Raw genomic sequence first — 23,935 nt, forward strand, 5'->3', positions numbered from 1 at the left:
AGGGCGGGGGTTGATCTTGTCAGGCGGGTTGCCCCGCCCAGCTTTCAGACACGTCTTAAAGACCGCCTTCACGCTGCGCCTTTTTACGCGCGAGTTTGCGCGCACGGCGGACAGCTTCGGCTTGCTCACGGGCTTTTTTGACCGACGGCTTCTCGAAATGTTGCTTGAGCTTCATTTCGCGGAACACGCCTTCGCGCTGGAGCTTCTTCTTCAGGGCGCGGAGCGCCTGTTCGACGTTATTGTCACGAACGCTGACCTGCATGTGGTTGTCACCACCTTCCTAAGCTAGAGTTGCACTGATGTGCAGGCTCGCGCCCCATAGCAAAGCGCGCCGCAGTTGTCTAGCATCAGCCAGGAAAGGAGACCGCAATGCCCAAAGCAAATCCAAAGGCAGCGCCGATTTCTGCCGCAACCGACGCTGTACTTGATGCCGCGCTGCCGCATGTACCCTTCGATGGCTGGACGGACCGCACGCTGCAGGCGGCGCTGGCTGATTCGGGCACTGCATCCTCGCTGGGCCCCGTCCTCTTTCCACGGGGGGCGCTCGATCTGGCGCTGGCCTATCACCGCCGGGGCGATCGGCGCATGGCCGAGCGGCTGGCGGCGATGAACCTTGGCGACTTGCGTTTCCGCGACCGGGTGGCGGCCGCGATCATGGCACGCCTCGATCTGGTCGAGGACAAAGAGCTCGTCCGCCGTGGCATGGCCTTCTTTGCGCTGCCGCAGAACGCGGTCGAAGGCACGAAGGCCTTGTGGGGGACAGCGGATGCGATCTGGACCGCACTTGGCGATACCTCGGACGATCTCAACTGGTACACCAAGCGCGCCACGCTCTCGGCGGTTTATTCGGCGACGGTGCTCTATTGGCTGGGAGACGACAGCCCCGGCCATGAGCGCACGCGCGATTTTCTCGACCGCCGCATCGCCGAGGTGATGGAGTTCGAGAAGTTCAAGGCCTCGGTCCGGCAGAACCCGCTGGGCCGGGTGTTGACCAGCCCGCTCCGGCTGCTCGATGGCATCCGGGCGCCGAAACGACCCGACGATCTTCCCGGAACGCTGAAGGACCCTGCATGACACTTCCCCCGCCCCATGTGATGACGGCCATCGAGATTTCCGAACCCGGTGGCCCCGAGGTGCTGCGCCCGGTCGAGGTGACGGTCCCCGTTCCCAAGCATGGCGAAATCCTGATCCGTGTCGCCTATGCCGGGGTCAACCGCCCCGATGCGCTGCAGCGGGCAGGACTTTATGCACCGCCCCCCACCGCCTCGCCCCTGCCGGGGCTTGAGGCTTCGGGCTGGGTTGCCGCCGTTGGCCCGGGTGTAACGCGTTGGCGTGAGGGCGATGAGGTGACGGCACTTCTTCCCGGCGGCGGATATGCCGAATATGCGATCACCCCCGAAGATCATGCCCTGCCGCTGCCCGAGGGGATCGGGTTGCGCGAGGCCGCCTGCCTGCCCGAGACCTGCTTTACGGTCTGGTCGAACGTGATGCTGCGCGGCGGGCTGCGTGCGGGCGAGCGGTTTCTGGTGCATGGCGGTGCCTCTGGCATCGGCACGACCGCAATCCAGATGGCCCGCGCCCTTGGCGCCCGCGTCTTTGCGACCGCCGGTTCGGCCGAAAAATGCGCGGCCTGCGAGGCCCTTGGGGCCGAGCGCGCAATCAACTACCACACCGAGGATTTCGTCCCCCTGATGCGTGCCGAGGGCGGGGCGCATGTGATCCTCGACATGGTGGGCGGCGACTATATGCCCCGCAACGTCAAGGCGTTGGCAGATGAGGGGCGCCTGGTGCAGATCGCATTCCTGAAAGGCACAAAGGCCGAACTGAACTTTGCCGAAGTGATGATGCGCCGCCTGACGATCACCGGATCAACCCTGCGCCCGCAAAGCGATCTGGCCAAGGCACGCTATGCCCGGCACCTTGCCAAGCACGTCTGGCCCATGGTCGAACGCGGCACGCTGCGCCCGGTCATTGACAGCGAATTCTCCCTGGTCGATGCTGCCAAGGCGCATTGGCGCATCGAAAGCAACGGCCATATCGGCAAGATCGTGATGAAGGTGGCCTGACGGGCGGCGACGATCAGTCGCCCAGCTTGGCGTGGATCTCGTCGAGGTCCACTTCACCCTTGGGCATCTTGTTCCCCGGATTGTCGAAATCATAGCGGAAGAGCTGAAAGTCCTTGCGGTAGATTTCCCACATCAGGTGACGTGACAGGTCGTCGAAATAGTCTTCGACCGGGTGGGCGCGTGTAGGGCCGTGGCCCTCGCTTTCGTTGAAGCGCGGGATTTCGGCCAGATTTACGGCGTGCGGTGTCTCGATCCGGTCCAGCACCGTCTGCATGCCTTCGTTGAACCTTTCGGTGAAGACGACATGGTCGTAGCGCCCGCCGTTCACGATAAAGGTCGAGACATGGCCAGACATGGCCGACCAATGGATGTCAGGCTCCATCGGTTTGCGAAAGCGGATGCTGTCGCGCGCGAACAGCAGGAAACGGCGGAAGCTTGCGATCTGATCGAAGTCCTGCTTGCCGTCGTCGCCACCGACCTCAATCCCGTACTTCTGGATCAGCAGCGGCACCATATTGCCGCGATACCGACGTCCGTTGCGCTGGATGCCGCAAATCTTGTCGAAGAAACTGGAGAGGATGCGCGTGTAAGGGTTGCGCACACAGGTAAAGGCAAAGGACCGGTGCGCCCGGACATTGGCATGGATCAGGGGCTGGCTCACGTCCTGGCTCCACTTGTGCAGGCCGGTGGTGGAATCGTGGATGTCACCGTCGAAGAAGCGCCCATGGTCCGAATAGTACATGATCTGGCCGATGGTCGAGCAGGCGCATTTCGGGACTACCCGATACACCACGCTTTCGCTCTCGGTCATCCATGTTCCGGGAAATCCCATAGGTTACACTCCACCAGTATCTGCGGCCAAAATCTGCGGCACGAACGCCACGGGACGGATCATCGCGGTAAAAGTCAAACAAAGTCTGTCTTTTCAACGACCCGCATTGCACTTTATTCAGGCCGCAGTTGCAAGGGGGCGTCGGCTGCACGGGCATGGCAAGAATTGCCTACATACTTCTGTGCCACAAGGATCCGGCCGGCATCATCGCCCAGGCCGAACGTCTTGTGTCGGGTGGGGACTATGTCTCGATCCATTTCGACGCCCGCGCGCCGCGCGCCGATTATGATCGCATCCGCGAGGTGCTTGGGGCAAACCCCTCAGTGACATTCGCGCGGCGACGGCTGAAATGCGGGTGGGGGGAATGGAGCCTCGTCGATGCCTCGCTCTCCGCCATCCGCGCGGCGGTCGAGGCGTTTCCCCATGCCAGCCATTTCTACATGCTGTCCGGCGACTGCATGCCGATCAAGTCAGCCGAATATGTGCATGACTATCTTGACCGCCACGATGCCGACTTCATCGAAGCCTTCGACTTTTTCGCATCCGACTGGATCAAGACCGGCATCAAGGAAGAGCGGCTGATCTATCGCCACTGGTTCAATGAGCGCACGCAGAAGGGGCTCTTCTACGCCTCGATGGCGCTGCAGGCCCGGCTGGGGTTGAAGCGCCCGGTGCCAGCCGATCTGTCGGTCCAGATCGGCTCGCAGTGGTGGTGTCTCAGGCGAAGCACTGTGGAATCAGTGATTGCCTTCTGCGATCGGCGCCCAGATGTGCTGCGGTTCTTCCGCACGACATGGATCCCGGACGAGACCTTCTTCCAGACCCTGGTGCGGCATCTGGTGCCGCAGATCGAGATCCGCACCCGGCCCCTGACGTTCCTGATGTTCACCGACTACGGCATGCCGGTGACCTTCTATAACGACCACTACGACCTGCTGCTGGCACAGGACTATCTCTTTGCGCGCAAGATCTCGGCCGACGCGATCGAGCTGAAGCAGAAACTGGGCGAGCTTTACACAGAGGTCGGGCGCAGCTTTACCATTTCGGACGAGGGCCGTGGCCTGTTCCGTTTTCTGACAGGGCGGGGCAGGGTCGGGCGCCGCTTTGCCCCCCGCTTCTGGGAGACCGAAACCAGCCTCGGGCGCGAGCGCACATTGCTCATCGTCATCTGCAAGAAATGGCACGTTGCCAAGCGTCTGGCCGAGAGGGTGCGGCAGGTGACCGGGATCGCGGCAGTTGACTATCTGTTTGATGAGGACGCGACACCGCTGCCCGATCTGGGCGGGATCCAGTCCTCGGTTGAAAAGCGAACCCGGCATCGGCGCGCTCTTCTTCGCATGCTGTTCGATGTCTGGCAGACCGACCGGCTGCTTCTATGCGTCGATCCTGCGCATGTCGATCTGATCCACGATCTGTGCAGCGACCGCGCCAGCGTCCGGTTGCTGGAGATCGGCTGCGACTTCTCTGATGACTATCTGGTGGGCCATGCACGGCGGGTAGGGCTTGCGCGCGAGAACACCTCGGCCGAGACGCTGGCCCGGCTTCTGCCGACCATCCGCTTTGACATACGCTTTGAAAGCGACCGGCTGCGCGATTCCGATTTCGAGAACTTCCATCGCATTCGGCAATCTGCCACCGTGGCGCAGAACACCGAGCCGCTCGCGGCGTTTCTTGGGGTTGCCGCTGATGCGGCCGAAGAGATCGCAGCAACGCATTACCTTTTCGTGGATTGAGACGGGATTGACCGATGCCCTATGCCTATGACCCGCAGAACATTTTCGCCCGCATCCTGCGCGGCGAGATCCCCAACAAGACGCTTCTGGAAACCGAGCATACGCTGGCGTTTCACGACATCGCGCCACAGGCCCCGGTGCATGTGCTGGTGATCCCGAAAGGGGCCTATGTCACCTACGACCATTTCGCGCGTGACGCCTCGGATGCCGAGATTGCAGACTTCCATCGTGCAGTGGCAAAGGTCTGCGAGCTGACCGGTGTGCAGCCGGGCGAGGGGGGAGAGGGTTTCCGCGCCATCACCAATGCGGGCGACCATGGCGCGCAAGAGGTGCCGCATTTCCACCTTCACATCCTTGGCGGTCGCCCGCTGGGCCGCATGCTGGCGCGCGCCGAATAAGGTTTGCGCAGGTTTCGGGTCGTGAGGACGTCGCCGCACATCGCATGATGCACCCAAACGGAGGTGCATCATGTCGATCAACTACACAGCGATACCAACGGCAGAGGCGCGGCACTATCAGGCGGGCGGCGCAGATGCCTATGGCCTGCCACCTGAACGGGCGGTTGCGGATGGCGAGGGCAATCCCTGCCGCCATTGTCTGGGCATGATCCCGAAGGGTGCGGGGATGCTGATCCTGGCGCATCGCCCGTTTCCGGCACCGCAGCCCTATGCCGAGACCGGACCGATCTTCCTTTGTGCCGATCAGTGCGCACAAGGGGCAGGGACGGCGACCCCCGCGATGCTCGGCTCACCCGAGTACATTCTGCGCGGCTATTCTGCGGATCATCGCATTGTCTACGGCACCGGTGCCGTCGTGCCGACGGACCGACTGGCCGATGAGGCCGAGGCGCGGTTCCGCGACCCGCGCGTGGCCTATCTTCACGTCCGGTCCGCCCGGAACAATTGCTACCAGTGCCGGATCGACCGCGCCTGAACGGCGGGACAGGGCAGATACAAACCGGGGCAGGCGGTCAGTGTGCCGCCGCCCAGTTCAGCCCACGCCCGGCATCGGCCACAAGGTGCACGTCGAGTTTGACGGCGGGTTCGGCTGCGCTCTCCATCACGTCGCGCGCGGTCTCGATCAGGCGGTCAACATCACGTTCGGCCACCTCGAACAGCAGTTCGTCATGCACCTGCAGAAGCATCTTCGCATCGATCCCCGCGATGGCCTTCGGCATGCGGATCATCGCGCGCCGGATGACATCGGCGGCCGTGCCCTGAATAGGCGCATTGATCGCCGCGCGCTTGGCAAAGCCCGCACCGGGGCCCTTGGCGTTGATCTCGGGCGTGTTGATCTTGCGCCCGAACAGGGTTTGCACAAAGCCGTTCGCCTTGGCGAAGCTTACCGTGTCGTCCATATAGGCGCGAATGCCCGGGAAGCGCTCGAAGTAGCGGTCGATGAAGCCCTGCGCCTCGGCCCGCGGGATGCGCAGGTTGCGCGCAAGACCAAAGCCTGAGATGCCGTAGATCACACCAAAGTTGATGGCCTTGGCCTGCCGCCGCACCATCGGGTCCATCCCCTCGACCGGCACGCCGAACATCTCGGATGCGGTCATGGCGTGGATGTCCTTCCCCTCACGAAACGCCTGCTTCAGGGCGGGGATATCCGCGATATGTGCAAGGATGCGCAGCTCGATCTGGCTGTAGTCGAGGCTGACCATCACCCGCCCCTCGGGCGCGACAAAGGCCTCGCGGATGCGGCGCCCCTCGTCGCTGCGCACGGGGATGTTCTGCAGGTTCGGGTCCGTCGAGGCAAGCCGGCCCGTATTGGCGCCCGCGATGGAATAGGAGGTATGCACCCGCCCGGTTTCCGGGTTGATATGGTCCTGCAACGAGTCCGTATAGGTCGATTTCAGCTTGGCGATCTGGCGCCAGTCCAGAACCCGCGCGGCAAGCTTCGCGCCCTGCGGATGGCTGTCCTCCAGCGTGGTCACATCCTCCAGCACATCCGCGCCGGTGGCATAGGCGCCGGTCTTGCCCTTTTCGCCGCCGGGCACCTGCAACTGGTCAAACAGCACCTCGCCCAACTGCTTGGGGCTGCCCACGTTGAATTTGGTGCCCGCAAGCCCGTGGATCTCTTCCTCAAGCTGGACCAGCTTCTGGGCAAAGGCGTTCGACATGCGCGAGAGCACGTCGCGATCGACCTTGACGCCCGCCATCTCCATCTCGGCCAGCACCGGAACAAGCGGGCGTTCAAGTGTCTCATAGACCGTGGTCACCCGCGCCCGGTGCAGTTGCGGCTTGAACAATTGCCACAGGCGCAACGTCACATCGGCGTCCTCGGCCGCATAGCGCACAGCATCGGGGATGGCGACGCGATCAAAGGTCACCTGCGTCTTGCCTGAGCCGATCATCTCTTTGATCGGGATCGGACGGTGGTTCAGATAGCGCTCTGACAGCTCGTCCATGCCGTGGCTGTGCAGCCCCGCATGCATCGCGTAGCTCAAGAGCATCGTGTCCTCGATCGGTGCCAGGCGGATACCGTGGCGGGCCATGATCTTGAGGTCGTATTTGATGTTCTGGCCGATCTTCAGGATGGCGTCATCCTCAAGCACCGGCTTCAGCGCGGCGAGCGCCAGATCCATCGGCAACTGTCCCTCGACCAACGTATCGCTGGCGAAGAGATCGCCGCCCCCCTGCCGATGGCCCAGCGGGATATAGCAGGCCTTGCCCGGATCGACGGCCAGCGAGATGCCCACCAGATCGGCGCGCATCTCGTCCAGGCTCGTCGTTTCGGTATCGAAGGCCACATGACCCACTTCGCGGATACGGGCAATCCAGCGGTCAAGATCTGCGGCGGTGGTAACGGCCTCGTATCCAGCATGGTCGAAGGGCAGCGCTGCGGGTTGGGGGGCGGCGCTTTGCGACGGGGCGGATGCAGGCCCGTGTACCGGATCGGGCAGGGGGGCTGCGATCTTCAGCTTGTCCGCGACCCGCTTTGTCAGGGTGCGGAATTCCATCCCGTTCAGAAATCCCATCAGCGCCTCGGGATCAGGCTCTCGCACTTCGAGGCTGTCGAGCGTGAAGTCGAGCGGCGTGTCGCATTTCAGCGTGACAAGCTGTTTCGATACGCGGATCTGGTCGGCGAAATTCACCAGCGTTTCCCGTCGCTTGGGCTGCTTGATCTCGTCCGCGCGCGCGAGCAGCGTTTCCAGATCACCGTATTCCTGGATCAGCAGGGCCGCCGTCTTGATGCCGATGCCCGGCGCACCCGGCACATTGTCGACGCTGTCGCCCGCAAGGCTTTGTACATCGACCACCCGTTCGGGACCAACGCCGAACTTTTCCATCACTTCGTCGCGGTCGATGGTCTTTTTCTTGATCTCGTCATACATCACGACGCCATCGCCGATCAGCTGCATCAGATCCTTGTCGGATGAGATGATGGTGACCCGCCCGCCTGCGTCACGCGCCTGGCACGACAGGGTTGCGATGATGTCGTCGGCCTCAAACCCTTCGGTTTCGATGCTGGCGATGTTGAAGGCGCGGGTCGCTTCGCGCGTCAGGGGGAACTGCGGGCGCAGATCCTCGGGCAGTTCGGGACGGTTGGCCTTGTAGGCGGGGAACAGCTCGTTCCGGAAGGTCTTGGAAGAGTGGTCAAAAATCACCGCGACATGGGTGGGCATGTCGCCGTTCTTTGCCCCCTCGATGTAGCGGAACAGCATGTTGCAAAAGCCCGCGACCGCGCCCACGGGCAGGCCGTCGGATTTGCGGGTCAGGGGCGGAAGCGCGTGATAGGCGCGAAAGATGAAGGCCGATCCGTCGATCAGATGCAGGTGGCAGCCCTTGCCGAATGTCATGTCGTTCCTCCGCGCGTCATGGCAGAGGTATGGCATGAAGTGCCGCCGGGTGCTACCCGATGAAGAAGGCCGGGCCGATGCAGCAGGTTGGGCCGGTGCCCCAGATCAGGACGGGCGTCCCGGCTTGCCCGGCGGGGTCAGCACCGGCTCGATCGGCTCTTCGGTCAGATCAAGCGTGGCCCAGGTGCGGTGCGTGCCGGTGGGCGGCAGGATCGCCGGGTCTGCGTTGCGTGCAATCCAAGCCTTCGCGATGAAGTTGCAGGTGATCGGCGCCGTCAGAAACAGAAAGAGCGTGATCAGCAACTCATGCCAGCTCAGGCTGCCCTGTTTCAGCGCAAGCCCCATCGAGGCGAGCAGCGCCCCCCCCACCCCAAGGGTGGATGCCTTGGTCGGCGCGTGCAGGCGCGTCATGAGGTCAGGAAGCTTCACCAGCCCATAAGAGCCCACGAGGCCAAAGATGCCTGCGATGACCAGAAAGACAGAGATGATCAGGTCGAAAATCATGGGCCTACTCGATGATGTCGCCGCGCAAGAGGAACTTGGCATAAGCCACCGACGATACGAAACCGGTCATCGCAAACAGCATCGCCGCCTCGAAATAGAGCGCCGATCCGTGATACATGCCGAAGAGCACGATGATCGCGATCATGTTCACCACCAACGTATCCAGCGCGAGGATCCGGTCGGGCAGGGTAGGGGAGAAGGTGACGCGCCACATGCAGAGCAGCGCACCGATCCCGAAGCAGAGGAAGGCAAAGGCCAGGGCATAGTCGATCATGCGAAGATCCTTTTCAGCCGCGCCTCGTACCGGGCCTTGATGTCGTCGCGGACGGCATCAGGGTCGGGCGCATCAAGGCAATGGATCAGCAGCGCGCGCCCGTCGGCGGCGATATCGGCGGTGACAGTACCGGGCGTCATGGTGATGGTCCCGGCAAGCACGGTGATCGCCTCGGGGCTTGTCAGCTCGACCGGGACCGTGATCCAGGCGGGACGCAGGCCCGCACGCGGGCGGAACAGCACGATCATCGCCACGGTGATGTTCGACTTGATGATGTCCCAGATGACGATCAGCACATATTCGATGGCCGCAGGCCAGTTGCGGATCACGGGCCGGTCGGGCCAGTAAGGGGCGGTCAACAGCGGCAGGATCACCCCGAGCATGGTGCCAAACACCAGACTGCCCCACTTGAATTCATTCACCAGCATCAGCCAGGTCAGAATCAGCAGGACCGTCAGCCCCGGATGGGGAAGCAGCTTCCTCATTCCATGCCCTCCAGCCGGTTGGCGGCGATATAGGCCGCAGGATCTTGCAGCGCGGCGGCCGTATCGGCAAGCCAGCCTGTGATCGGCCCGGCAGCAACGGTCAGCAGGACAAGGCCGGCGAGCAGCGCGCCCACCGCGACAAAGGCCAGCGGCTGCGCGTCATGCGGCGCCGGGCGCGCGCCGTCTGCATGCGACTTCCAGAACAAGGTTGAGCCCGCCCGCGCCAGCCCGAGGATCATCACAAAGGACGACAGAAGGATTGCGGCCCAGACCAGCGTCTCGCCTCGGGACGCCGACAGGATCATCAGCTTGCCCAGAAATCCCGACAAGGGCGGCATCCCTGCGATGGCGATGGCACCCAGCATGAACAGCGCAGCGATCAGCCCTTGGTGCGCGATCGGAGCACGGGCCGATCCCAGATCGCCGCTGCCGCGCCGGTCGACCGTCAGGTCGGCGATCAGAAAAAGTGCCGCCGCCGCCAGCGTGGAATGCAGCGCATAGTAAAGCGCGGCCGAGATCGCCTCGGGCGTGAACTGCGCCACCGCCGCAAACAGCGTGCCCATCGACGTCACCGCAGCAAATGCGACCATGCCTTGCAGGCTGCGCGCGCCCATCACCCCCACAGCCCCGACGGCAAGTGTGATGACCGCCGCGGGCAGCAGCATATCGGCGAACAACGCACCCGTGGCGGGCAGGCTGATCGGAAAGATCAGCGTGAACACCCGGATCACCGCATAGGCGCCCACCTTGGTCATCACGGCAAACAGCGCCGACACCGGCCCCGGCGCCTCGGCATAGGTGGCAGGCAGCCAGAAGTGCAGGGGCACCAGCGCCCCCTTGATGGCAAAGACCATCAAGAGCATCGCCCCGGCAACCCGCATCAGGGCCATGTCACCCTGCGGCAGCATGGGCAGTTTGACCGCCAGATCCGCCATGTTCAGCGTGCCGGTCACCGAATAGACGGTGGCCAGCGCAAACAGGAACAGCGTCGAGCCGACCAGGTTGAAGACCACATATTGCACGCCTGCCTTCAGCCGGTCCCGACCCCCGGCATGGATCATCAGACCGTAGGAGGCGATCAGCAGCACCTCGAAGAAGACGAAAAGGTTGAAGGCGTCGCCCGTCAGGAAAGCCCCGCAAACGCCCATCAACTGGAACTGCCACAGCGCATGGAAATGCCGCCCGCGCAGGTCCCACCCTGTGCCGATGGCGTAAAGCTGCACCACCAGCGCCAGAGCGGCCGTCAGCGTGACCATCAGCGCCGACAGGCGGTCCAGCACCAGAACAATCCCAAAGGGCGCGGGCCAGTTGCCAAGGAAATAGGCCTCGGCCCCATGAACCGTGGCGCCGTGCAGCAGCCACAGCGAAATCGCCAGCAGAAGTGCGGTCGCCGCGGTCGAGATGCTGCGCGCCACCATGGGGGCGTCGCGCAAGGCGAGCAGCGTGAAAGCCCCCGTCACCGCCGGCAGGACAACCGGCGCGATGATCCAGTGCCCCATCATTCTGCCGAATCCCTTGCCGTGTCCGCCTTGAGGTCGATCCGGTCATCCCCGGCCTCGAAAAAGGCGCCAAGCGCCATCATCACCAGAACCGCAGTCATGCCGAACGAAATCACGATCGCCGTCAGCACCAGCGCCTGCGGCACCGGATCAGTATAGCCCGTTGCTGTCTTGGACAGGATCGGCGGCAGCCCCGCCACGATCCGGCCTGATGCAAAGATGAACACGTTGCAGGCGTAAGAGATCATGGTCAGGCCCACGATCACCGGAAAGCTGCGCATCCGCAGGATCAGATAGATCCCCACCGCCGTCATCAGGCCGACGCTGGATGCCACCAAAAGCTCCATCACCTGTCCTCCTTGACTGCTGCGGGTTCAAACTTGTCTTCCATGTCATAGGCCTCGACGTTGATGGTCTGGCCTGCGCGCACCGCGATGCGGGTCAGGGACGACAGCGCCAGCATCACCGCGCCCAGCACGGTCAGGAAGACGCCAAGGTCAAAGAGTGCGGCCGTGGCAAGCTCGAATTCCTCCAGCGGCCAGATGCGGAAGTAGCCGTAGTTCGAGGTCATGAATGGGCGCCCCGCCAGCCACGAACCTACGCCCGTCGCTGCCGCGACCAGAACGCCCGCGCCGATCAATCCGTGATAATCGATGCGCTGGCGGGCCTCGGTCCAGCCGAAGCCCGAGGCCATGTATTGCATCACCAGCGTGATCGCCACCACAAGCCCTGCGATGAAGCCGCCGCCCGGCACGTTATGCCCGCGCAGGAAGATGTAGATGCCGACCATCAGCGCGATGGGCAGCATGATCCGGGTCGCCACGACCATCATCAGCGGGTGCCGGTCGCCCGCATCCTGCGTGTCGCCCGTCCAGGTGCGCAGCCGGTCATTCGCCGGGCCTGGGCGCAACAGCGTTTCGGTCAGCGCAAAGATCAGCGTGGCGGCGATGCCCAGCACCGTGATCTCGCCAAAGGTATCGTAGCCGCGGAAGTCCACGAGGATGACGTTCACCACATTCGTGCCGCCACCCAACGTCTTGGCATTGGCGAGGTGATAGTCGGCAATCGTCGGAAAGGCGAAATCGCGCGTCATCAGCGCATAGATCAGGCCTCCCACGGCCAGCCCGCCAACACCCGCGATGGCCGCATCCCCGACCCGGCGCAGGCTTGTGCTTTCAATCGGCGTGACCTTGGGCAGGAAGTTCAGCGACAGAAGCATCAGGATCACCGTCGCCACCTCGACCGAGATTTGCGTCAGGGCGAGGTCAGGGGCCGAGAGATAGGCAAAGCCGACAGAGACGACCAGCCCGACCACACCCACAAGGATCAGCGTCAAGAGGCGCTGGCGGTGCAGCACCGCGATGGCAAGCGATGCGATCATCAGCGACATCCAGCCCACGGCGGCCACAGGCTCGATCGGTTGCAGCGCGCGGGTGCCGGGCAGATGGCTGCCGCTGCGGAAGGCATACCATCCCACGGCCAGAAGGGTCGCGACCGTGATCCACAGGTAGCGTCCCAGCGATCCGCCATGCAGTGCCTCGGTCACACGGGCAAAGAGGGCAGCCAGCCCCTCGATCACGGCGTCGAAAATGCGCTTTGCTTCTGGGCGCGGCGTGGCAAGCCAGATGCGGTCCAGACTGCCATGCAGGCCCAGCAGGACCAGACCCCCACCCACAGCAAAGACTGACATCCACAGCGCCGGGCTGTGCGCGCCATGCCAGTGCACGATATGGGCATGCACCGCCGCGCCGGTCACCGCGCCTGCCGCGGCATCGACCAGCCAGCCGGCAAAGGTCATCGGCATCAGGCCAATCAGCACCACGAGCGTCGCAAGCAGTGCCGGGGACGACCACATGCCAAAGCCCGGATCATGCGGATGATGCGGATAGTCGTTGCGCTCTGCCCCAAGGAAGGTGTGCGCGATCAGCCGGAAGGAGTACGCGACAGAGAAGGTCGCACCGATCACCACCAGCAGGGGGATGACCCAGGGTGCGGTATGGGCGGCCTGCTCGAGCATCATCTCTTTCGAGAGGTACCCGTTCAGGGGGGCAATCCCCGCCATCGACAGGCCTGCAATGGTGGTGATGATGAATGTCACCGGCATCAGACGGCGCAAGCCACCAAGGCGCTTGATGTCGCGTGTATGCGCCTCGTGGTCGACAATGCCCGCGCACATGAAGAGGGCGGCCTTGAAGGTGGCATGGTTGATGATGTGGAACACCGCCACCGTCGCCGCAGCCTTGGTGCCAAAGCCCAGAAGCATGGTGATCAGACCCAGATGGCTGACCGTCGAAAAGGCGAGAAGCGCCTTCAGATCATCCTTGAAGAAGGCGATCTTGGCCGCCATGACCATGGTGATCAGCCCTGCCGAGGTGACGATCCAGAACCATTCGGGTGTCCCCGCCAGCACCGGCCACATCCGCGCCATCAGGAAGATGCCCGCCTTCACCATTGTCGCCGAGTGCAGGTAGGCCGAGACCGGGGTGGGCGCTGCCATGGCATGGGGTAGCCAGAAGTGGAACGGAAACTGCGCTGACTTGGTAAAGCATCCGGCAAGGATCAGGATCAGCGCCGGCAGATAAAGCGGGCTTGACTGGATCGCCTCACGCGATTGCAGGATGATGGTCAGGTCATAGCTGCCCGCGATATGGCCCAGGATCAGCATGCCCGCGATCATCGCAAGCCCGCCGCCGCCGGTGACAGCCAGTGCCATGCGCGCGCCTTGTCGCCCCTCGGGCAGGTGTTTCCAGTAGCCGATCAGCAGAAACGACGACAGCGATGTCAGCTCCCAGAACACCAGCAGCAGCAGGATGTTGTCAGACAGCACGATCCCCACCATCGCGCCCTGAAAGAGCATGAGGTAGGTGTAAAACTGTCCCATCGGATCGCGCTCCGACAGATAGAAGCGGGCGTAAACGATGATCAGAAGCCCGATCCCAAGGATCAGCCCGGCGAACAGCAGGCCCAGCCCGTCGATGAAGAAGTTGGCGTTCAGGCCAAGCGCGGGCATCCAGTTGATCTGCGCCGTGACCACCTCGTCCCGCAGGATCGCCGGGATATGCAGTCCCAATCCAACCAGCGCCATCAGCGAGAAGAACCCCGCCATCACCGCGCAGGCATTGCGTCCGACCCGGATCATCAGACCGGGAAACAGGGCGCCGATGAAGGGCAGCGCGGCGATCAGGGCTGGGGACATTCCGTATGCGGTTCCGTTCTTCTGGCCGATGGGCAATCGCGGGCAAGCCCCTGACGGGGCGCCGAACCTTAGTCGGCCAAAGCTTCCGGCCCTGTCAAGGCCTTGGCGCCCGCAAGGGGATCACCCGTCCGTCAGAACGGCGCCCTGTTCCAGAAGAAATCTCTGCGCCAGCGGGATCGCCGCCGCACCCAGGGTACGGGCTGCAGAACCCACCGTCCCTTCGCGGATCACCGGCGGATCAATCCCCGCCAGATCCAGCCGGTGCAGGGCGGCATGGATCCGTGCCGTCAACTCTGCCCGCATTTCGGGTGGCATCCAGCCATCGATCAGCACCGCCCCGAGTTCGAGAAGCGAGGAGGCCGACAGGATGGCCGCCGCAATGCCTTCGGCCGCCTCATCATACCAGCGGTTAAGCACGGCTGCGCTGATCGTCCAGGGTCCGGGCCGCTCCCACAGGTCATCCGAATGCTCGCCCGCAGCCTCCATCGCGGCGGCGAGGGTTGACAGTGAGGCCACGGTCATCAGGCGCCGCATCCGGCCATCGGGGCCGGGCACCAGCATCGGACCCACGCCTGCTGCGTTGCCCGTCCGTCCCGTGAACAGCTGCCCGTTCAGAACCAGCCCACCGCCAATAAAGGTGCCGAAGTAGAAGTAGAGAAAATCCTTGGGCTTTTCGCCGGTTCCGAACACAAGCTCCGCGCCGCAGGCGGCGGTCGCGTCGTTCTGGATGGTGACCGGCATACCCGCGACGGCCGAAAGCTCGGCCTGGATATCACGCTTGCGCCAGGCGTCCATCTCTGCCTGCGGCGCGCCGATGTACTGCACCCAGCTCCACAGCTGAAACGGCATGGCGACCCCCATGCCCGCGATACGCGCCGCCTGATCCGCGCCGATCTCTGACGTGATCGCGGGCAGCGATTCCGAGACAAAGGCGATGACGGCGTCCGGCGTCGGGTAACGGTAGACGCGGCGCCGGGTCTGGCGGATCTGTCCGGTGAAATCGACAAAGCTGAGGTCAGCCGACCGCCGCCCGATCTTGAGGCCGAGGAAGAACGCGCCATCAGGGGCGAGTGACATCGGGACCGAGGGCTGTCCGATCCGCCCGCGCACAGGCTCGCCCCGCATCAGAAGCCCGTCCTGCTCAAGCGCGCGCATGATGACCGAGACGGTTTGCGCAGACAGGCCCGTCATCCGGGCAATATCGGATTTCGCCAAGGCGCCATGCTGGCGCAACAAGCTCAGGACGAGGCGTTCATTGTGGGCGCGCATGCCAGACTGGTTCGATCCGCGTGCCGACCCTGCGGGCAGCACCTCGGCCATTGTCCGGTCCTGTGTGTCGTCTGCGTTGCGCAACTCCTCCTCCCTTCGTCGCGCCGAGCCATGGCCGCAAACCGCGGCCATCGCAAGTGTCAGTGTGGCGTATCCGGCCGGACAACCCCCTTGCGCAGGATGACATTGGCAAAAAGCGCGCCTTCGGTCGTGGCAATGATCGTATGGGCAGCACGGATGCGCGGATACAGCTCGGCACCGGCGAGAGGCTGCACCTTCACCCCGGCCTCAACCCCAATGGCGTCAATCCGGTCGTGGAACGGGCCTCGTTGCGCGGGGTCGTTGTTCAGGCTTGCGCGCAGGATTGGTGCGGGCACGTCCGAATCCAGAGGCATCACGGCAAGGATTGCGCGCAGCACCGCCTCCACCCCATGCCCATCGGCCCGGATCAGACGTTGTGCATGGGCCTGTGCAGGATAGTTTCCGTCGACCAGCGCGATCTCGTCCCCGTGGCCCATGGCGCGCAAGGTAAAGAGCATTTCGGGCCCAAGCAGGGGTGGAATGCCGATAAGCATCGTCTTTGCCTTTCTTGCGGCAGCGGCGCCTTGTTTCTGGGCGACGCGGGAATTGGATCATGCCAGACTGCGACCGGGCGACGAGTCTGTCAATATTAATTCAGACTGATTTATTTATATTGACGGAAGGTCGAGAATCAGGCTTTCTTATCTCGATCGCGACGAGAGAGGCGGCGCGGTTCACTTGCACAAAAGGGGCTTGTCCCCGGTTTCCCTGGGAGGAACAGATGAAGATGAAAGCGAAAGCCCTTGTGGGCGTAGCGGCGCTTGCGCTGATGTCGGCGGCCCCTGCCATGGCCGAAGGCGTATCGGCCTGCCTCATCACCAAAACCGACACCAACCCCTTCTTCGTGAAGATGAAAGAGGGCGCCGAGGCGAAGGCCGCTGAACTGGGTGTGACGCTGAAGTCCTATGCCGGCAAGATCGACGGCGACCACGAAAGCCAGGTCGCAGCCATCGAGGCCTGCATTGCCGACGGCGCCAAAGGTATCCTGCTGACCGCCTCGGACACCAAGGCTATCGTCGATTCGGTCAAGGCTGCCCGCGACGCCGGTCTGCTGGTGATCGCGCTCGACACTCCGCTTGACCCGGTTGACGCAGCTGATGCGACCTTCGCGACCGACAACTTCCAGGCTGGTCTGCTGATCGGCCAGTGGGCGAAAGCCACGATGGGTGACAAGGCCGCTGACGCCAAGATCGCGCTTCTGGACCTTGCTATCTCGCAGCCGTCGGTTGACGTTCTGCGCGACCAGGGCTTCCTGCAGGGCTTTGGCGTCGATCTGGCCGACCCGAACAAATGGGGCGACGAAAGCGATCCGCGTATCGTGGGCAACGAAGTCACCTCGGGCAACGAGGAAGGCGGCCTGAAGGCGATGGAAACCCTGCTGGCCAAAGACCCGGACATCAACGTGGTCTACACGATCAACGAACCCTCTGCCGCCGGTGCCTATGAGGCGCTCAAGGCCGTTGGCCGTGAAAAGGACGTGCTGATCGTTTCGGTTGACGGCGGCTGCCCGGGCGTTGCGAACGTCAAGGACGGCATCATCGGCGCGACCTCGCAGCAGTATCCGCTGCTGATGGCCTCGCTGGGCATCGAGGCGATCGCCAAGTTCGCCGCCGATGGCACCAAGCCTGCCCCGACCGAAGGCAAGAGCTTCTTCGACACGGGCGTTGCGCTGATCACCGACAAGCCTGCCGCCGGGGTCGAGTCGATCGACACCGCCAAGGGCACGGAACTGTGCTGGGGCTGATCTGCCTTTGACCGAATCCCGGTCCTGATTGAAACTAACCCAAGGGCGGCCGTTCCAAGGTGCGGGCCGCCCTTGTCACAAGCAGCGGCGCCTTTGGGCGCGCGGGCATAGGGGGAATGTGACCATGGCATCCGACGCAAAGTCGGCGACGAGTTTCGAAGAGGGCCTTAAGGGCGCATCCGAGAAAGTTGCTGAATTCCACGAAGAGAAAAGCGCGCTGAAGCGCTTGCAACATTGGCTGCACCAGACGCCATCGGCCGTGCCGATGATCGTGCTGGTCGTGGCACTTATCATCTTTGGCTTCCTGTCAGAGAACTTTTTCAAGGCGACGACGCTTTCGACCATTCTGCAGCAGATCGCCATTGTGGGGATCATCGGCTGCGCACAATCACTGGTCGTTCTGACGGCCGGGATCGACCTGTCTGTCGGTGCCATCGCGGTGTTTTCCTCGGTCCTGATGGGGCAGTTCACCTTCCGCTACGGAATTCCCGCGCCGATGGCGATTGGGCTTGGCCTGGCACTTGGCACCCTGATGGGGTTCGTCAATGGCTGGCTGGTCGCCAAGATCAAGCTGCCGCCCTTCATCGTGACGCTGGGCACCTGGCAGATCCTTCTGGCATCGAACTTCATCTTCTCGGCCAACGAAACGATCCGGTCGTCCGACATCGCAGCCCAGGCACCGTCCCTGCAGTTCTGGGGGCAGTCGATCCAGCCGGGTGGGGTCAAGGTGCTTTACGCCGTGTTCCTGATGGTCGCGCTGGTTGCCATCATGGCCTACGTCCTGCGTCAGACGGCTTGGGGTCGCCATGTCTATGCCGTGGGCGACGACCCCGATGCGGCGGAACTGGCGGGCGTGCAGACGAAACGCGTGCTGATCCAGGTTTATGCGCTGGCGGGCTTTTTCTGCGCCATCGCTGGCTGGGTGATGATCGGCCGGTTCGGCTCTGTCTCGCCCACGGCCTCGACCGGTCAGCTTGGCAATATCCAGTCCATCACCGCCGTCGTGATCGGGGGCATCTCGCTCTTCGGGGGGCGTGGTTCGATCGTCGGCATGTTCTTCGGCGCGCTGATCGTCGGCGTGTTCGAGATGGGGCTGAAGATGGTCGGCACCGACCCGCAATGGACGTTCTTCCTTATCGGCCTGCTTATCATCCTCGCCGTGGCGGTGGATCAGTGGATCAGAAAGGCATCAGCATGACCGGACAAACCTCTGTGGAACCCATCCTCAAGGCGCGCGGACTGGTAAAGCGCTATGGCAAGGTGACCGCTCTCGATCATTGCGACTTCGAGCTTTACCCGGGCGAGATCCTCGCGGTGATTGGCGACAACGGTGCGGGGAAATCCTCGTTGATCAAGGCGCTGTCGGGGGCCGTTCAGCCGGATGAGGGTGAGATTACCCTCGAAGGCAAACCGGTCCACTTTTCCAGCCCGCTGGAGGCGCGTGGCCATGGCATCGAATGCGTCTATCAGACGCTTGCGATGTCACCGGCGCTGTCGATTGCCGACAACATGTTCATGGGGCGCGAACTTCGCAAGCCGGGGATCATGGGCAGCCTCTTCCGCCAGCTTGATCGTCCGGCGATGGAATCCTTCGCTCGCCAGAAGCTGAACGAACTGGGCCTGATGACCATCCAGAACATCAACCAGCCGGTCGAGACGCTTTCGGGCGGCCAGCGGCAGGGTGTGGCTGTGGCGCGTGCGGCGGCGTTCGGATCAAAGGTTGTGATCCTCGACGAGCCGACCGCCGCGCTTGGCGTGAAGGAAAGCCGCCGGGTGCTGGAACTGATCCGCGACGTGCGCAGCCGTGGCATTCCGATCATCCTGATCAGCCACAACATGCCGCATGTGTTTGAGGTGGCCGACCGGATCCACATCCACCGTCTGGGCAAGCGTCTCTGCGTCATCAAGCCCGGCGACTATACGATGTCGGATGCGGTGGCCTTCATGACCGGTGCCAAACTGCCCGAAGGCGTGACCGAGGCCGCATGACGCCCGTCGAGCTGGCGCAGGAGATCCGTCGCAGGGCGGATCCGATCATCAAAGGGGGAGGGCGGTTCATCACCGCCCTCGCCGGCGCACCGGGCGCGGGGAAATCAACCCTTGCGACCGATCTGGTGGCAGCACTTGGCACAGGCGCGCGCGTCGTGCCGATGGACGGCTTCCATCTGGACAATCCGGTGTTGGTCGCGCGCGGTCTTCTGCCGCGCAAGGGCTGCCCGGAAAGCTTCGATGCCTTGGGCTTCGTGCATCTCGTGCAGCGCCTCAGGGTCGAGACGGAGGTGGTGATCCCGGTGTTCGACCGCCATCTCGACCTTGCCCGTGCAGGCGGCGATGTGGTGGGGGCCGACGACCGGCTGCTGATCGTTGAGGGCAACTACCTTCTGCTCGATGCAGACCCCTGGGCCCTGGCCCGACCGATCTATGACCTGACCGTCGCGCTGGATGTCCCCGAGGCCGAGCTTGAACGCCGCCTGATCGCGCGCTGGCTCGAGCATGGTCATGATGCTGATGCGGCGCGGGCGCGGGCGCTGTCGAACGACATTCCCAACGCCCGCCGCGTGGTGCGGGAAAGCGTCCCGGCCCAGATCGTGATCCATCAGCCGGGCTAGGGGGGCAGTCGCCCCCTTTGGTTTCAGGCCGCGTCGAGCAGCCCGCGCCCCTTCAGCAGCGCCTCAACCCCCGGCATGCGGCCACGGAACTCCAGATATAGCTCTTCGGCCGGACGTGAGCCGCCTGCCGACAGGATGAACTGTTCAAGCCGCGCCGCGGTGGCAGGATCGAAGGGATTGCCTGTCTCCTCAAAAGCCGCAAAGGCATCGGCATCCATCACCTCCGACCACATGTAGCTGTAATAGCCCGAGGAATAGCCGTCGCCCGAGAACACATGGGCGAAATGGGGCGTCGCGTGGCGCATGCGGATGGCGCGGGGCATGCCGATGCCCTCCAGAACTTCGGCCTGCTTCTGCATCGGATCGGCGGGCGCGGCCCCCTCATGGAAGGCCAGATCGACCAGTGCCGAGGCGACGAATTCGACCGTGGCAAAGCCCTGGTCATATGTACCCGCATCCAGAAGTCGCTTGAGCATGTCAGAGGGCATCGCCTCACCGGTCTGCCAGTGCCGCGCATGCGTTTCAAGCACCTCGGGCACCTCAAGCCAGTGTTCGTAAAGCTGGCTCGGCAGTTCCACAAAGTCCCGCGCAACCGAGGTGCCCGAGATAAAGCCATAGGTCACATCGCTCAGCATCTGGTGCAGCGCATGGCCGAACTCGTGAAACAGCGTGCGCGCGTCGTCGTAGGACAGAAGGCAAGGCTCGGCCTTGGCAAAGTTGCAGATGTTGACGACCACGGGTCGCACATCCCGCCCGAGCTTTTTCTGTGACCGCATGGCCGAACACCACGCACCCGACCGCTTTGATCCGCGCGCAAAGTAGTCGCCGATAAAGACGGCGACATGCTGGCCCTTCCGGGTCACCTCCCATGCGCGGGCATCAGGGTGATAAAGCGGCACATCAAGCGGCCGGAACTCCAGCCCGAACAGACGGTTCGCGCAATCGAACTGCGCCGCGATCATCGCGTCGAGGCTGAGATAGGGCTTCAGCGCCGCCTCATCCAGATCATGCTCGGCCTTGCGCCGCTTCTCGGAATAGTAGCGCCAGTCCCAAGGTTCCAGCGGGCCGGCAATGCCATCTGCCCGCAGCATCGCCTCAAGCACGCTGGCATCCGCTTCGGCCTTGGCGCGGGCGGGCGTCCAGACCCGCATCAGCAGGTCGCGCACCGCATCAGGGGTCTTTGCCATCTCGGGCTCAAGCTTGAAGGCCGCAAAGCTTGGGTATCCCAGCAGGGCGGCCCGTTCGGCCCTGAGCTTCAGGATCTCGGCGGCAATGGTGCGATTGTCCTGCGCGTTCCCGTTCGCCCCGCGCGCCACCCAGGCCTCATAGGCTTTTTCGCGCAAGGCCCGGCGCGGCGAGAATTGCAGGAACGGCACGATCAACGACCGGCTGGTGGTGATCACCGGGCCCGCGCGTCCCTTCTCGGCCCCCGCCGCCCGCGCGGCATCGATCAGGAATTGCGGCAAGCCTTCCAGCTCATCCTCGGCAAGGTCCATGAACCAGCCGCGCTCTTCAGCCAGAATGTTCTGCGAGAACTCGGTGCCCAGTACGGCAAGGCGTGCCTTCACTTCGGTCAGCCGGGCGGCGGCCTCCCCCTCAAGCTGCGCGCCAGATCGGACGAACATCTGCCGATAGAGTTCCAGCACCCGTGCCTGTTCGGGGGAAAGGTCCAGGGTCTCGCGGTCCTGCCAAAGTGTCTCGATCCGGGCGAAGAGGGCCTTGTTGTTGGTCACTTCGGAGGAGAAGGCCGACATCTTCGGGGCCAGATCGCGCATCAGCGCCTCGCGTGCGTCCGTGCTGTCAGCGCCGGCCAGGTTGTAGAACACCCCCGCCACCCGATCGAGCGTCGCCTCGGCCAGCTCCAGTGCCTCGATCGTGTTGGCAAATGTCGGGGCATCGGCGTTCCCGGCAATGGCTGCGATGGCGGTGCGCGCCTCGGTCAGCCCGGCGTCAAAGGCCGGGGCAAAATCCTCATCCCCTATGGCCGCGAAGGGGGGCAGTTCGAACGGGGTATCCCATTGGGCAAGCAGCGGATTGGTCATCGGAGGTCTCCTTTGCGCCGACCCTAGCAAGCCGATGGCCGAGGTCCAGCCCCTTGCCCTTCATTCTGGTTCAAATACCTCGGGCACGGGGTGCGGGGTGCGGGGTGCGGGGGGCAGAGGCCCCGTTACCGGCTCTCCACCTGACGAAGCCGCCGTTCCAGTGCCCGTAGCGCGATCGACAGGCCAATCGTCAGCGTCAGATAGATCAAGGCCGCGATATTGTAGGTCTCGAAGTAGCGGAAGTTCCCGGCTGCCGTCACCTTGGCCAGCTGCGTCACATCGGCGACGCCCAGGACGCTGACGAGGCTCGAATCCTTTACCATCGCGACGAAATCATTGCCGAGGGGGGGCAGGATCGTCCGAAAGGCCTGCGGGAAGACGATCAACCGGAACCTTTGCCAGGGCGTCAGGCCAAGGGCCATCGCCGCCTCGATCTGCCCCCGGTCGACAGAGGCAAGCCCCGCGCGAAACACCTCGGCCAGAAAGGCGGAATAGGCAATGGTCAGGGCGATCACCGCGCGCCAGAGCAGCGGCACATCGCGCGCCCGCAACTCGGGCAGGCCCAGCCAGTTCCAGGCGAAGACCACTGCGGGCACGGCGGCGAAGGCGACATAGAGCAGCAGCACGATGATTGGCACGCCGCGCACGACCTCGGTGTAGAGGCGGACGCCCTGCCGGATCCAGATCCGCTTTGATCCTGCCCCCACGGCCAGCCCGAGGCCCAGCACGGCCGCCGCAGAAAAGCTCGTCAAGGTGACCAGAAGCGTGATCCAGACGCCCTTGGCCAGCGTGGCCATGATCTTGGCGTAGACCGGGCTTGACCAGACCTCGATGCACAGCCAGAGGCCGGCCGCGCCAAGCACGACCAGCCACCATGGAAAGTCCGGTTGTTCAGATCTGGCCGTCATGGGCGGATCAGCACGCCCGCTCTGGCGTCACGGATCCAACTTTCACTGGCCCATCTTGAAGTCGAGGAACCACTTCTTGTCCAGCGCAGCCAACGTGCCGTCTGCCTTCATCTCCGCAATGGCGGCGTTGATCGGGGCCACGAGGTCAGACCCCTTGGGGAAGATGAAGCCGAAATCCTCGGCCCCGAGCTTGTCGCCCACAACCTTCAGCTTGCCTTCGGAGGCCGCGACATAGCCCGCGCCCGAGGTGCCGTCCGTCAGCACAAGATCGACATCGCCTGCCTTCAGCGCCTCGACCCCGGCGCCGAAGGTTTCGAACATCTTGATGCGCGGATTGGCCTCGTTGCCATCCAGCACCTCATAGACGCCGACGTAGAAGGGGGTGGTCCCCGGCTGGGCCGCCATCAGAAGGTCGGCATTGGCTGCAAAGCTCTTGGCGTCGGTGAACCGGCTCTCGTCGCCGCGCACCATCATCACCATTTCCGACCGCATATAGGGATCCGAGAAATCGACCTGTTCCTTGCGGTCATCCCGGATGGTGATGCCGGTCATGCCCATGTCATACTGCCCGCCTGAAACGGCGGGGATCATTGCGTCCCAGCTGGTGTTCTCATAGGCGATGGTCATGTTCAGCCGCTTCGCGATCTCGGCCACGGCATCATATTCCCAGCCGATGGCCTTGCCCTCGGCGTCAAGGAACTGAAGCGGCGGGTAGGCGTTCTCGGTCACGACCGTCACCGCGCGCCCTTTCAGGTCAGGCAAGCCCTCGGCGGCTGCGATCGAGGCGGTGGCAGCCAGCGCAAGCGCGGCCAAGGTGGCGGTCAGCTTCATCGTGAACTCCCTGTCACAGAGCGGTTGGCGAACTATGGCCGCGCCTTTCGTGCCGCGCAAGTG

The 23,935-nt window shown here is 63.6% G+C and carries 23 protein-coding genes; 9 read left to right on the top strand and 14 right to left on the bottom strand.

Features of this window, described 5'->3' with window-relative positions:
- Nucleotides 1–55 precede the first annotated feature (55 nt).
- Nucleotides 56–262 (bottom strand): 30S ribosomal protein S21, encoded by a 207-nt coding sequence (rpsU, locus tag FQU74_RS02660; protein WP_091302652.1) that lies wholly within the window; start codon nt 260–262, stop codon nt 56–58.
- A 107-nt stretch (nt 263–369) separates the two neighbouring features.
- Here rpsU and FQU74_RS02665 point away from each other — a divergent pair, with 107 nt between their 5' ends.
- Together FQU74_RS02665 and FQU74_RS02670 are read left to right on the top strand one after the other, a co-directional pair.
- Entirely contained in the window at nt 370–1,074 is a 705-nt protein-coding gene (locus tag FQU74_RS02665; RefSeq protein WP_146284892.1) for a COQ9 family protein, read from the top strand.
- Nucleotides 1,071–2,066: an NAD(P)H-quinone oxidoreductase gene (locus tag FQU74_RS02670; RefSeq protein ID WP_170246189.1), complete on the top strand. Its 996-nt coding sequence runs from the start codon at nt 1,071–1,073 to the stop codon at nt 2,064–2,066. Before FQU74_RS02665 ends, FQU74_RS02670 begins: the two co-directional genes overlap by 4 nt.
- A 13-nt stretch (nt 2,067–2,079) precedes the next feature.
- Here the strand turns inward: FQU74_RS02670 and FQU74_RS02675 are convergent, their stop codons facing one another.
- The gene (locus FQU74_RS02675) at nt 2,080–2,898 is read right to left on the bottom strand and encodes a sulfotransferase family protein (RefSeq protein WP_146284893.1); all 819 of its coding nucleotides are present in this window, start codon (nt 2,896–2,898) and stop codon (nt 2,080–2,082) included.
- 155 nt (nt 2,899–3,053) lie between these two features.
- Here FQU74_RS02675 and FQU74_RS02680 point away from each other — a divergent pair, with 155 nt between their 5' ends.
- From FQU74_RS02680 to FQU74_RS02690, 3 genes are all read left to right on the top strand, one after another.
- A complete protein-coding gene (locus tag FQU74_RS02680; RefSeq protein ID WP_146284894.1) occupies nt 3,054–4,631 on the top strand; it encodes a DUF5928 domain-containing protein in 1,578 nt (525 codons plus the stop codon).
- A gap of 14 nt (nt 4,632–4,645) precedes the next feature.
- Complete coding sequence (locus tag FQU74_RS02685; protein ID WP_146284895.1) at nt 4,646–5,029, top strand: HIT domain-containing protein; 384 nt, start codon at nt 4,646–4,648, stop codon at nt 5,027–5,029.
- Between the two features lie 70 nt (nt 5,030–5,099).
- The gene (locus FQU74_RS02690; protein ID WP_146284896.1) at nt 5,100–5,564 is read left to right on the top strand and encodes a DUF1203 domain-containing protein; all 465 of its coding nucleotides are present in this window, start codon (nt 5,100–5,102) and stop codon (nt 5,562–5,564) included.
- 37 nt (nt 5,565–5,601) lie between these two features.
- Here FQU74_RS02690 and polA read toward each other — a convergent pair whose 3' ends face one another.
- The 9 genes from polA to FQU74_RS02735 form a co-directional block, all read right to left on the bottom strand.
- Complete coding sequence (gene polA / locus FQU74_RS02695) at nt 5,602–8,430, bottom strand: DNA polymerase I (RefSeq protein WP_146284897.1); 2,829 nt, start codon at nt 8,428–8,430, stop codon at nt 5,602–5,604.
- 105 nt (nt 8,431–8,535) lie between these two features.
- Complete coding sequence (locus tag FQU74_RS02700) at nt 8,536–8,934, bottom strand: Na+/H+ antiporter subunit G (protein ID WP_146284898.1); 399 nt, start codon at nt 8,932–8,934, stop codon at nt 8,536–8,538.
- Nucleotides 8,935–8,938: 4 nt separating this feature from the next.
- Nucleotides 8,939–9,208, bottom strand: coding sequence for a K+/H+ antiporter subunit F (locus FQU74_RS02705; RefSeq protein WP_146284899.1), 270 nt, complete (start codon nt 9,206–9,208; stop codon nt 8,939–8,941).
- Complete coding sequence (locus tag FQU74_RS02710) at nt 9,205–9,693, bottom strand: Na+/H+ antiporter subunit E (protein WP_146284900.1); 489 nt, start codon at nt 9,691–9,693, stop codon at nt 9,205–9,207. Before FQU74_RS02710 ends, FQU74_RS02705 begins: the two co-directional genes overlap by 4 nt.
- Nucleotides 9,690–11,192 carry a monovalent cation/H+ antiporter subunit D gene (locus FQU74_RS02715; protein WP_146286179.1) on the bottom strand — a complete coding sequence of 501 codons (1,503 nt, stop codon included), beginning with the start codon at nt 11,190–11,192 and terminating at the stop codon, nt 9,690–9,692. Before FQU74_RS02715 ends, FQU74_RS02710 begins: the two co-directional genes overlap by 4 nt.
- Nucleotides 11,192–11,539 (bottom strand): Na+/H+ antiporter subunit C, encoded by a 348-nt coding sequence (locus FQU74_RS02720; protein ID WP_146284901.1) that lies wholly within the window; start codon nt 11,537–11,539, stop codon nt 11,192–11,194. The genes FQU74_RS02715 and FQU74_RS02720 overlap by 1 nt, the downstream gene beginning before the upstream one ends.
- Nucleotides 11,539–14,388: a monovalent cation/H+ antiporter subunit A gene (locus FQU74_RS02725; RefSeq protein ID WP_146284902.1), complete on the bottom strand. Its 2,850-nt coding sequence runs from the start codon at nt 14,386–14,388 to the stop codon at nt 11,539–11,541. Before FQU74_RS02725 ends, FQU74_RS02720 begins: the two co-directional genes overlap by 1 nt.
- A gap of 120 nt (nt 14,389–14,508) precedes the next feature.
- Nucleotides 14,509–15,741: an ROK family transcriptional regulator gene (locus FQU74_RS02730; RefSeq protein ID WP_373289004.1), complete on the bottom strand. Its 1,233-nt coding sequence runs from the start codon at nt 15,739–15,741 to the stop codon at nt 14,509–14,511.
- Nucleotides 15,742–15,797: 56 nt separating this feature from the next.
- Nucleotides 15,798–16,232, bottom strand: a complete 435-nt coding sequence (locus tag FQU74_RS02735; RefSeq protein ID WP_146284903.1) for an RbsD/FucU family protein — start codon at nt 16,230–16,232, stop codon at nt 15,798–15,800.
- Between the two features lie 233 nt (nt 16,233–16,465).
- Here FQU74_RS02735 and FQU74_RS02740 point away from each other — a divergent pair, with 233 nt between their 5' ends.
- From FQU74_RS02740 to FQU74_RS02755, 4 genes are all read left to right on the top strand, one after another.
- Entirely contained in the window at nt 16,466–17,482 is a 1,017-nt protein-coding gene (locus FQU74_RS02740) for a sugar ABC transporter substrate-binding protein (RefSeq protein ID WP_146286181.1), read from the top strand.
- Nucleotides 17,483–17,606: 124 nt separating this feature from the next.
- Nucleotides 17,607–18,680, top strand: coding sequence for an ABC transporter permease (locus FQU74_RS02745; RefSeq protein ID WP_146284904.1), 1,074 nt, complete (start codon nt 17,607–17,609; stop codon nt 18,678–18,680).
- A complete protein-coding gene (locus FQU74_RS02750; protein WP_206664993.1) occupies nt 18,677–19,471 on the top strand; it encodes an ATP-binding cassette domain-containing protein in 795 nt (264 codons plus the stop codon). Before FQU74_RS02745 ends, FQU74_RS02750 begins: the two co-directional genes overlap by 4 nt.
- Nucleotides 19,468–20,091, top strand: a complete 624-nt coding sequence (locus tag FQU74_RS02755) for a nucleoside/nucleotide kinase family protein (RefSeq protein WP_146284906.1) — start codon at nt 19,468–19,470, stop codon at nt 20,089–20,091. The genes FQU74_RS02750 and FQU74_RS02755 overlap by 4 nt, the downstream gene beginning before the upstream one ends.
- Before the next feature lie 23 nt (nt 20,092–20,114).
- On the opposite strand, the gene FQU74_RS02760 is transcribed toward FQU74_RS02755, so the two are convergent.
- From FQU74_RS02760 to FQU74_RS02770, 3 genes are all read right to left on the bottom strand, one after another.
- Nucleotides 20,115–22,133 (bottom strand): M3 family metallopeptidase, encoded by a 2,019-nt coding sequence (locus FQU74_RS02760; protein ID WP_146284907.1) that lies wholly within the window; start codon nt 22,131–22,133, stop codon nt 20,115–20,117.
- Between the two features lie 125 nt (nt 22,134–22,258).
- Entirely contained in the window at nt 22,259–23,041 is a 783-nt protein-coding gene (locus FQU74_RS02765) for an amino acid ABC transporter permease (RefSeq protein ID WP_146284908.1), read from the bottom strand.
- Between the two features lie 42 nt (nt 23,042–23,083).
- Nucleotides 23,084–23,872, bottom strand: a complete 789-nt coding sequence (locus tag FQU74_RS02770; protein WP_146284909.1) for a transporter substrate-binding domain-containing protein — start codon at nt 23,870–23,872, stop codon at nt 23,084–23,086.
- Between the last annotated feature and the right edge of the window lie 63 nt (nt 23,873–23,935).

The organism is Gemmobacter aquaticus (assembly GCF_007859075.1).
Taxonomy (GTDB): domain Bacteria; phylum Pseudomonadota; class Alphaproteobacteria; order Rhodobacterales; family Rhodobacteraceae; genus Gemmobacter; species Gemmobacter aquaticus.

Coding starts and splice junctions, on each gene's coding strand:
- FQU74_RS02755 (WP_146284906.1), top strand. CDS start 19,468: ATGACGCCCGTCGAGCTGGCGCAGGAGATCCGTCGCAGGGCGGATCCG.
- FQU74_RS02745 (WP_146284904.1), top strand. CDS start 17,607: ATGGCATCCGACGCAAAGTCGGCGACGAGTTTCGAAGAGGGCCTTAAG.
- FQU74_RS02700 (WP_146284898.1), bottom strand. CDS start 8,934: ATGATTTTCGACCTGATCATCTCTGTCTTTCTGGTCATCGCAGGCATC.
- FQU74_RS02665 (WP_146284892.1), top strand. CDS start 370: ATGCCCAAAGCAAATCCAAAGGCAGCGCCGATTTCTGCCGCAACCGAC.
- FQU74_RS02725 (WP_146284902.1), bottom strand. CDS start 14,388: ATGTCCCCAGCCCTGATCGCCGCGCTGCCCTTCATCGGCGCCCTGTTT.
- rpsU (WP_091302652.1), bottom strand. CDS start 262: ATGCAGGTCAGCGTTCGTGACAATAACGTCGAACAGGCGCTCCGCGCC.
- FQU74_RS02690 (WP_146284896.1), top strand. CDS start 5,100: ATGTCGATCAACTACACAGCGATACCAACGGCAGAGGCGCGGCACTAT.
- FQU74_RS02720 (WP_146284901.1), bottom strand. CDS start 11,539: ATGGAGCTTTTGGTGGCATCCAGCGTCGGCCTGATGACGGCGGTGGGG.
- FQU74_RS02710 (WP_146284900.1), bottom strand. CDS start 9,693: ATGAGGAAGCTGCTTCCCCATCCGGGGCTGACGGTCCTGCTGATTCTG.
- FQU74_RS02680 (WP_146284894.1), top strand. CDS start 3,054: ATGGCAAGAATTGCCTACATACTTCTGTGCCACAAGGATCCGGCCGGC.
- FQU74_RS02735 (WP_146284903.1), bottom strand. CDS start 16,232: ATGCTTATCGGCATTCCACCCCTGCTTGGGCCCGAAATGCTCTTTACC.
- FQU74_RS02715 (WP_146286179.1), bottom strand. CDS start 11,192: ATGGGGCACTGGATCATCGCGCCGGTTGTCCTGCCGGCGGTGACGGGG.
- FQU74_RS02740 (WP_146286181.1), top strand. CDS start 16,466: ATGAAAGCGAAAGCCCTTGTGGGCGTAGCGGCGCTTGCGCTGATGTCG.
- FQU74_RS02750 (WP_206664993.1), top strand. CDS start 18,677: ATGACCGGACAAACCTCTGTGGAACCCATCCTCAAGGCGCGCGGACTG.
- FQU74_RS02675 (WP_146284893.1), bottom strand. CDS start 2,898: ATGGGATTTCCCGGAACATGGATGACCGAGAGCGAAAGCGTGGTGTAT.
- FQU74_RS02685 (WP_146284895.1), top strand. CDS start 4,646: ATGCCCTATGCCTATGACCCGCAGAACATTTTCGCCCGCATCCTGCGC.
- FQU74_RS02705 (WP_146284899.1), bottom strand. CDS start 9,208: ATGATCGACTATGCCCTGGCCTTTGCCTTCCTCTGCTTCGGGATCGGT.
- polA (WP_146284897.1), bottom strand. CDS start 8,430: ATGACATTCGGCAAGGGCTGCCACCTGCATCTGATCGACGGATCGGCC.
- FQU74_RS02770 (WP_146284909.1), bottom strand. CDS start 23,872: ATGAAGCTGACCGCCACCTTGGCCGCGCTTGCGCTGGCTGCCACCGCC.
- FQU74_RS02765 (WP_146284908.1), bottom strand. CDS start 23,041: ATGACGGCCAGATCTGAACAACCGGACTTTCCATGGTGGCTGGTCGTG.
- FQU74_RS02670 (WP_170246189.1), top strand. CDS start 1,071: ATGACACTTCCCCCGCCCCATGTGATGACGGCCATCGAGATTTCCGAA.
- FQU74_RS02760 (WP_146284907.1), bottom strand. CDS start 22,133: ATGACCAATCCGCTGCTTGCCCAATGGGATACCCCGTTCGAACTGCCC.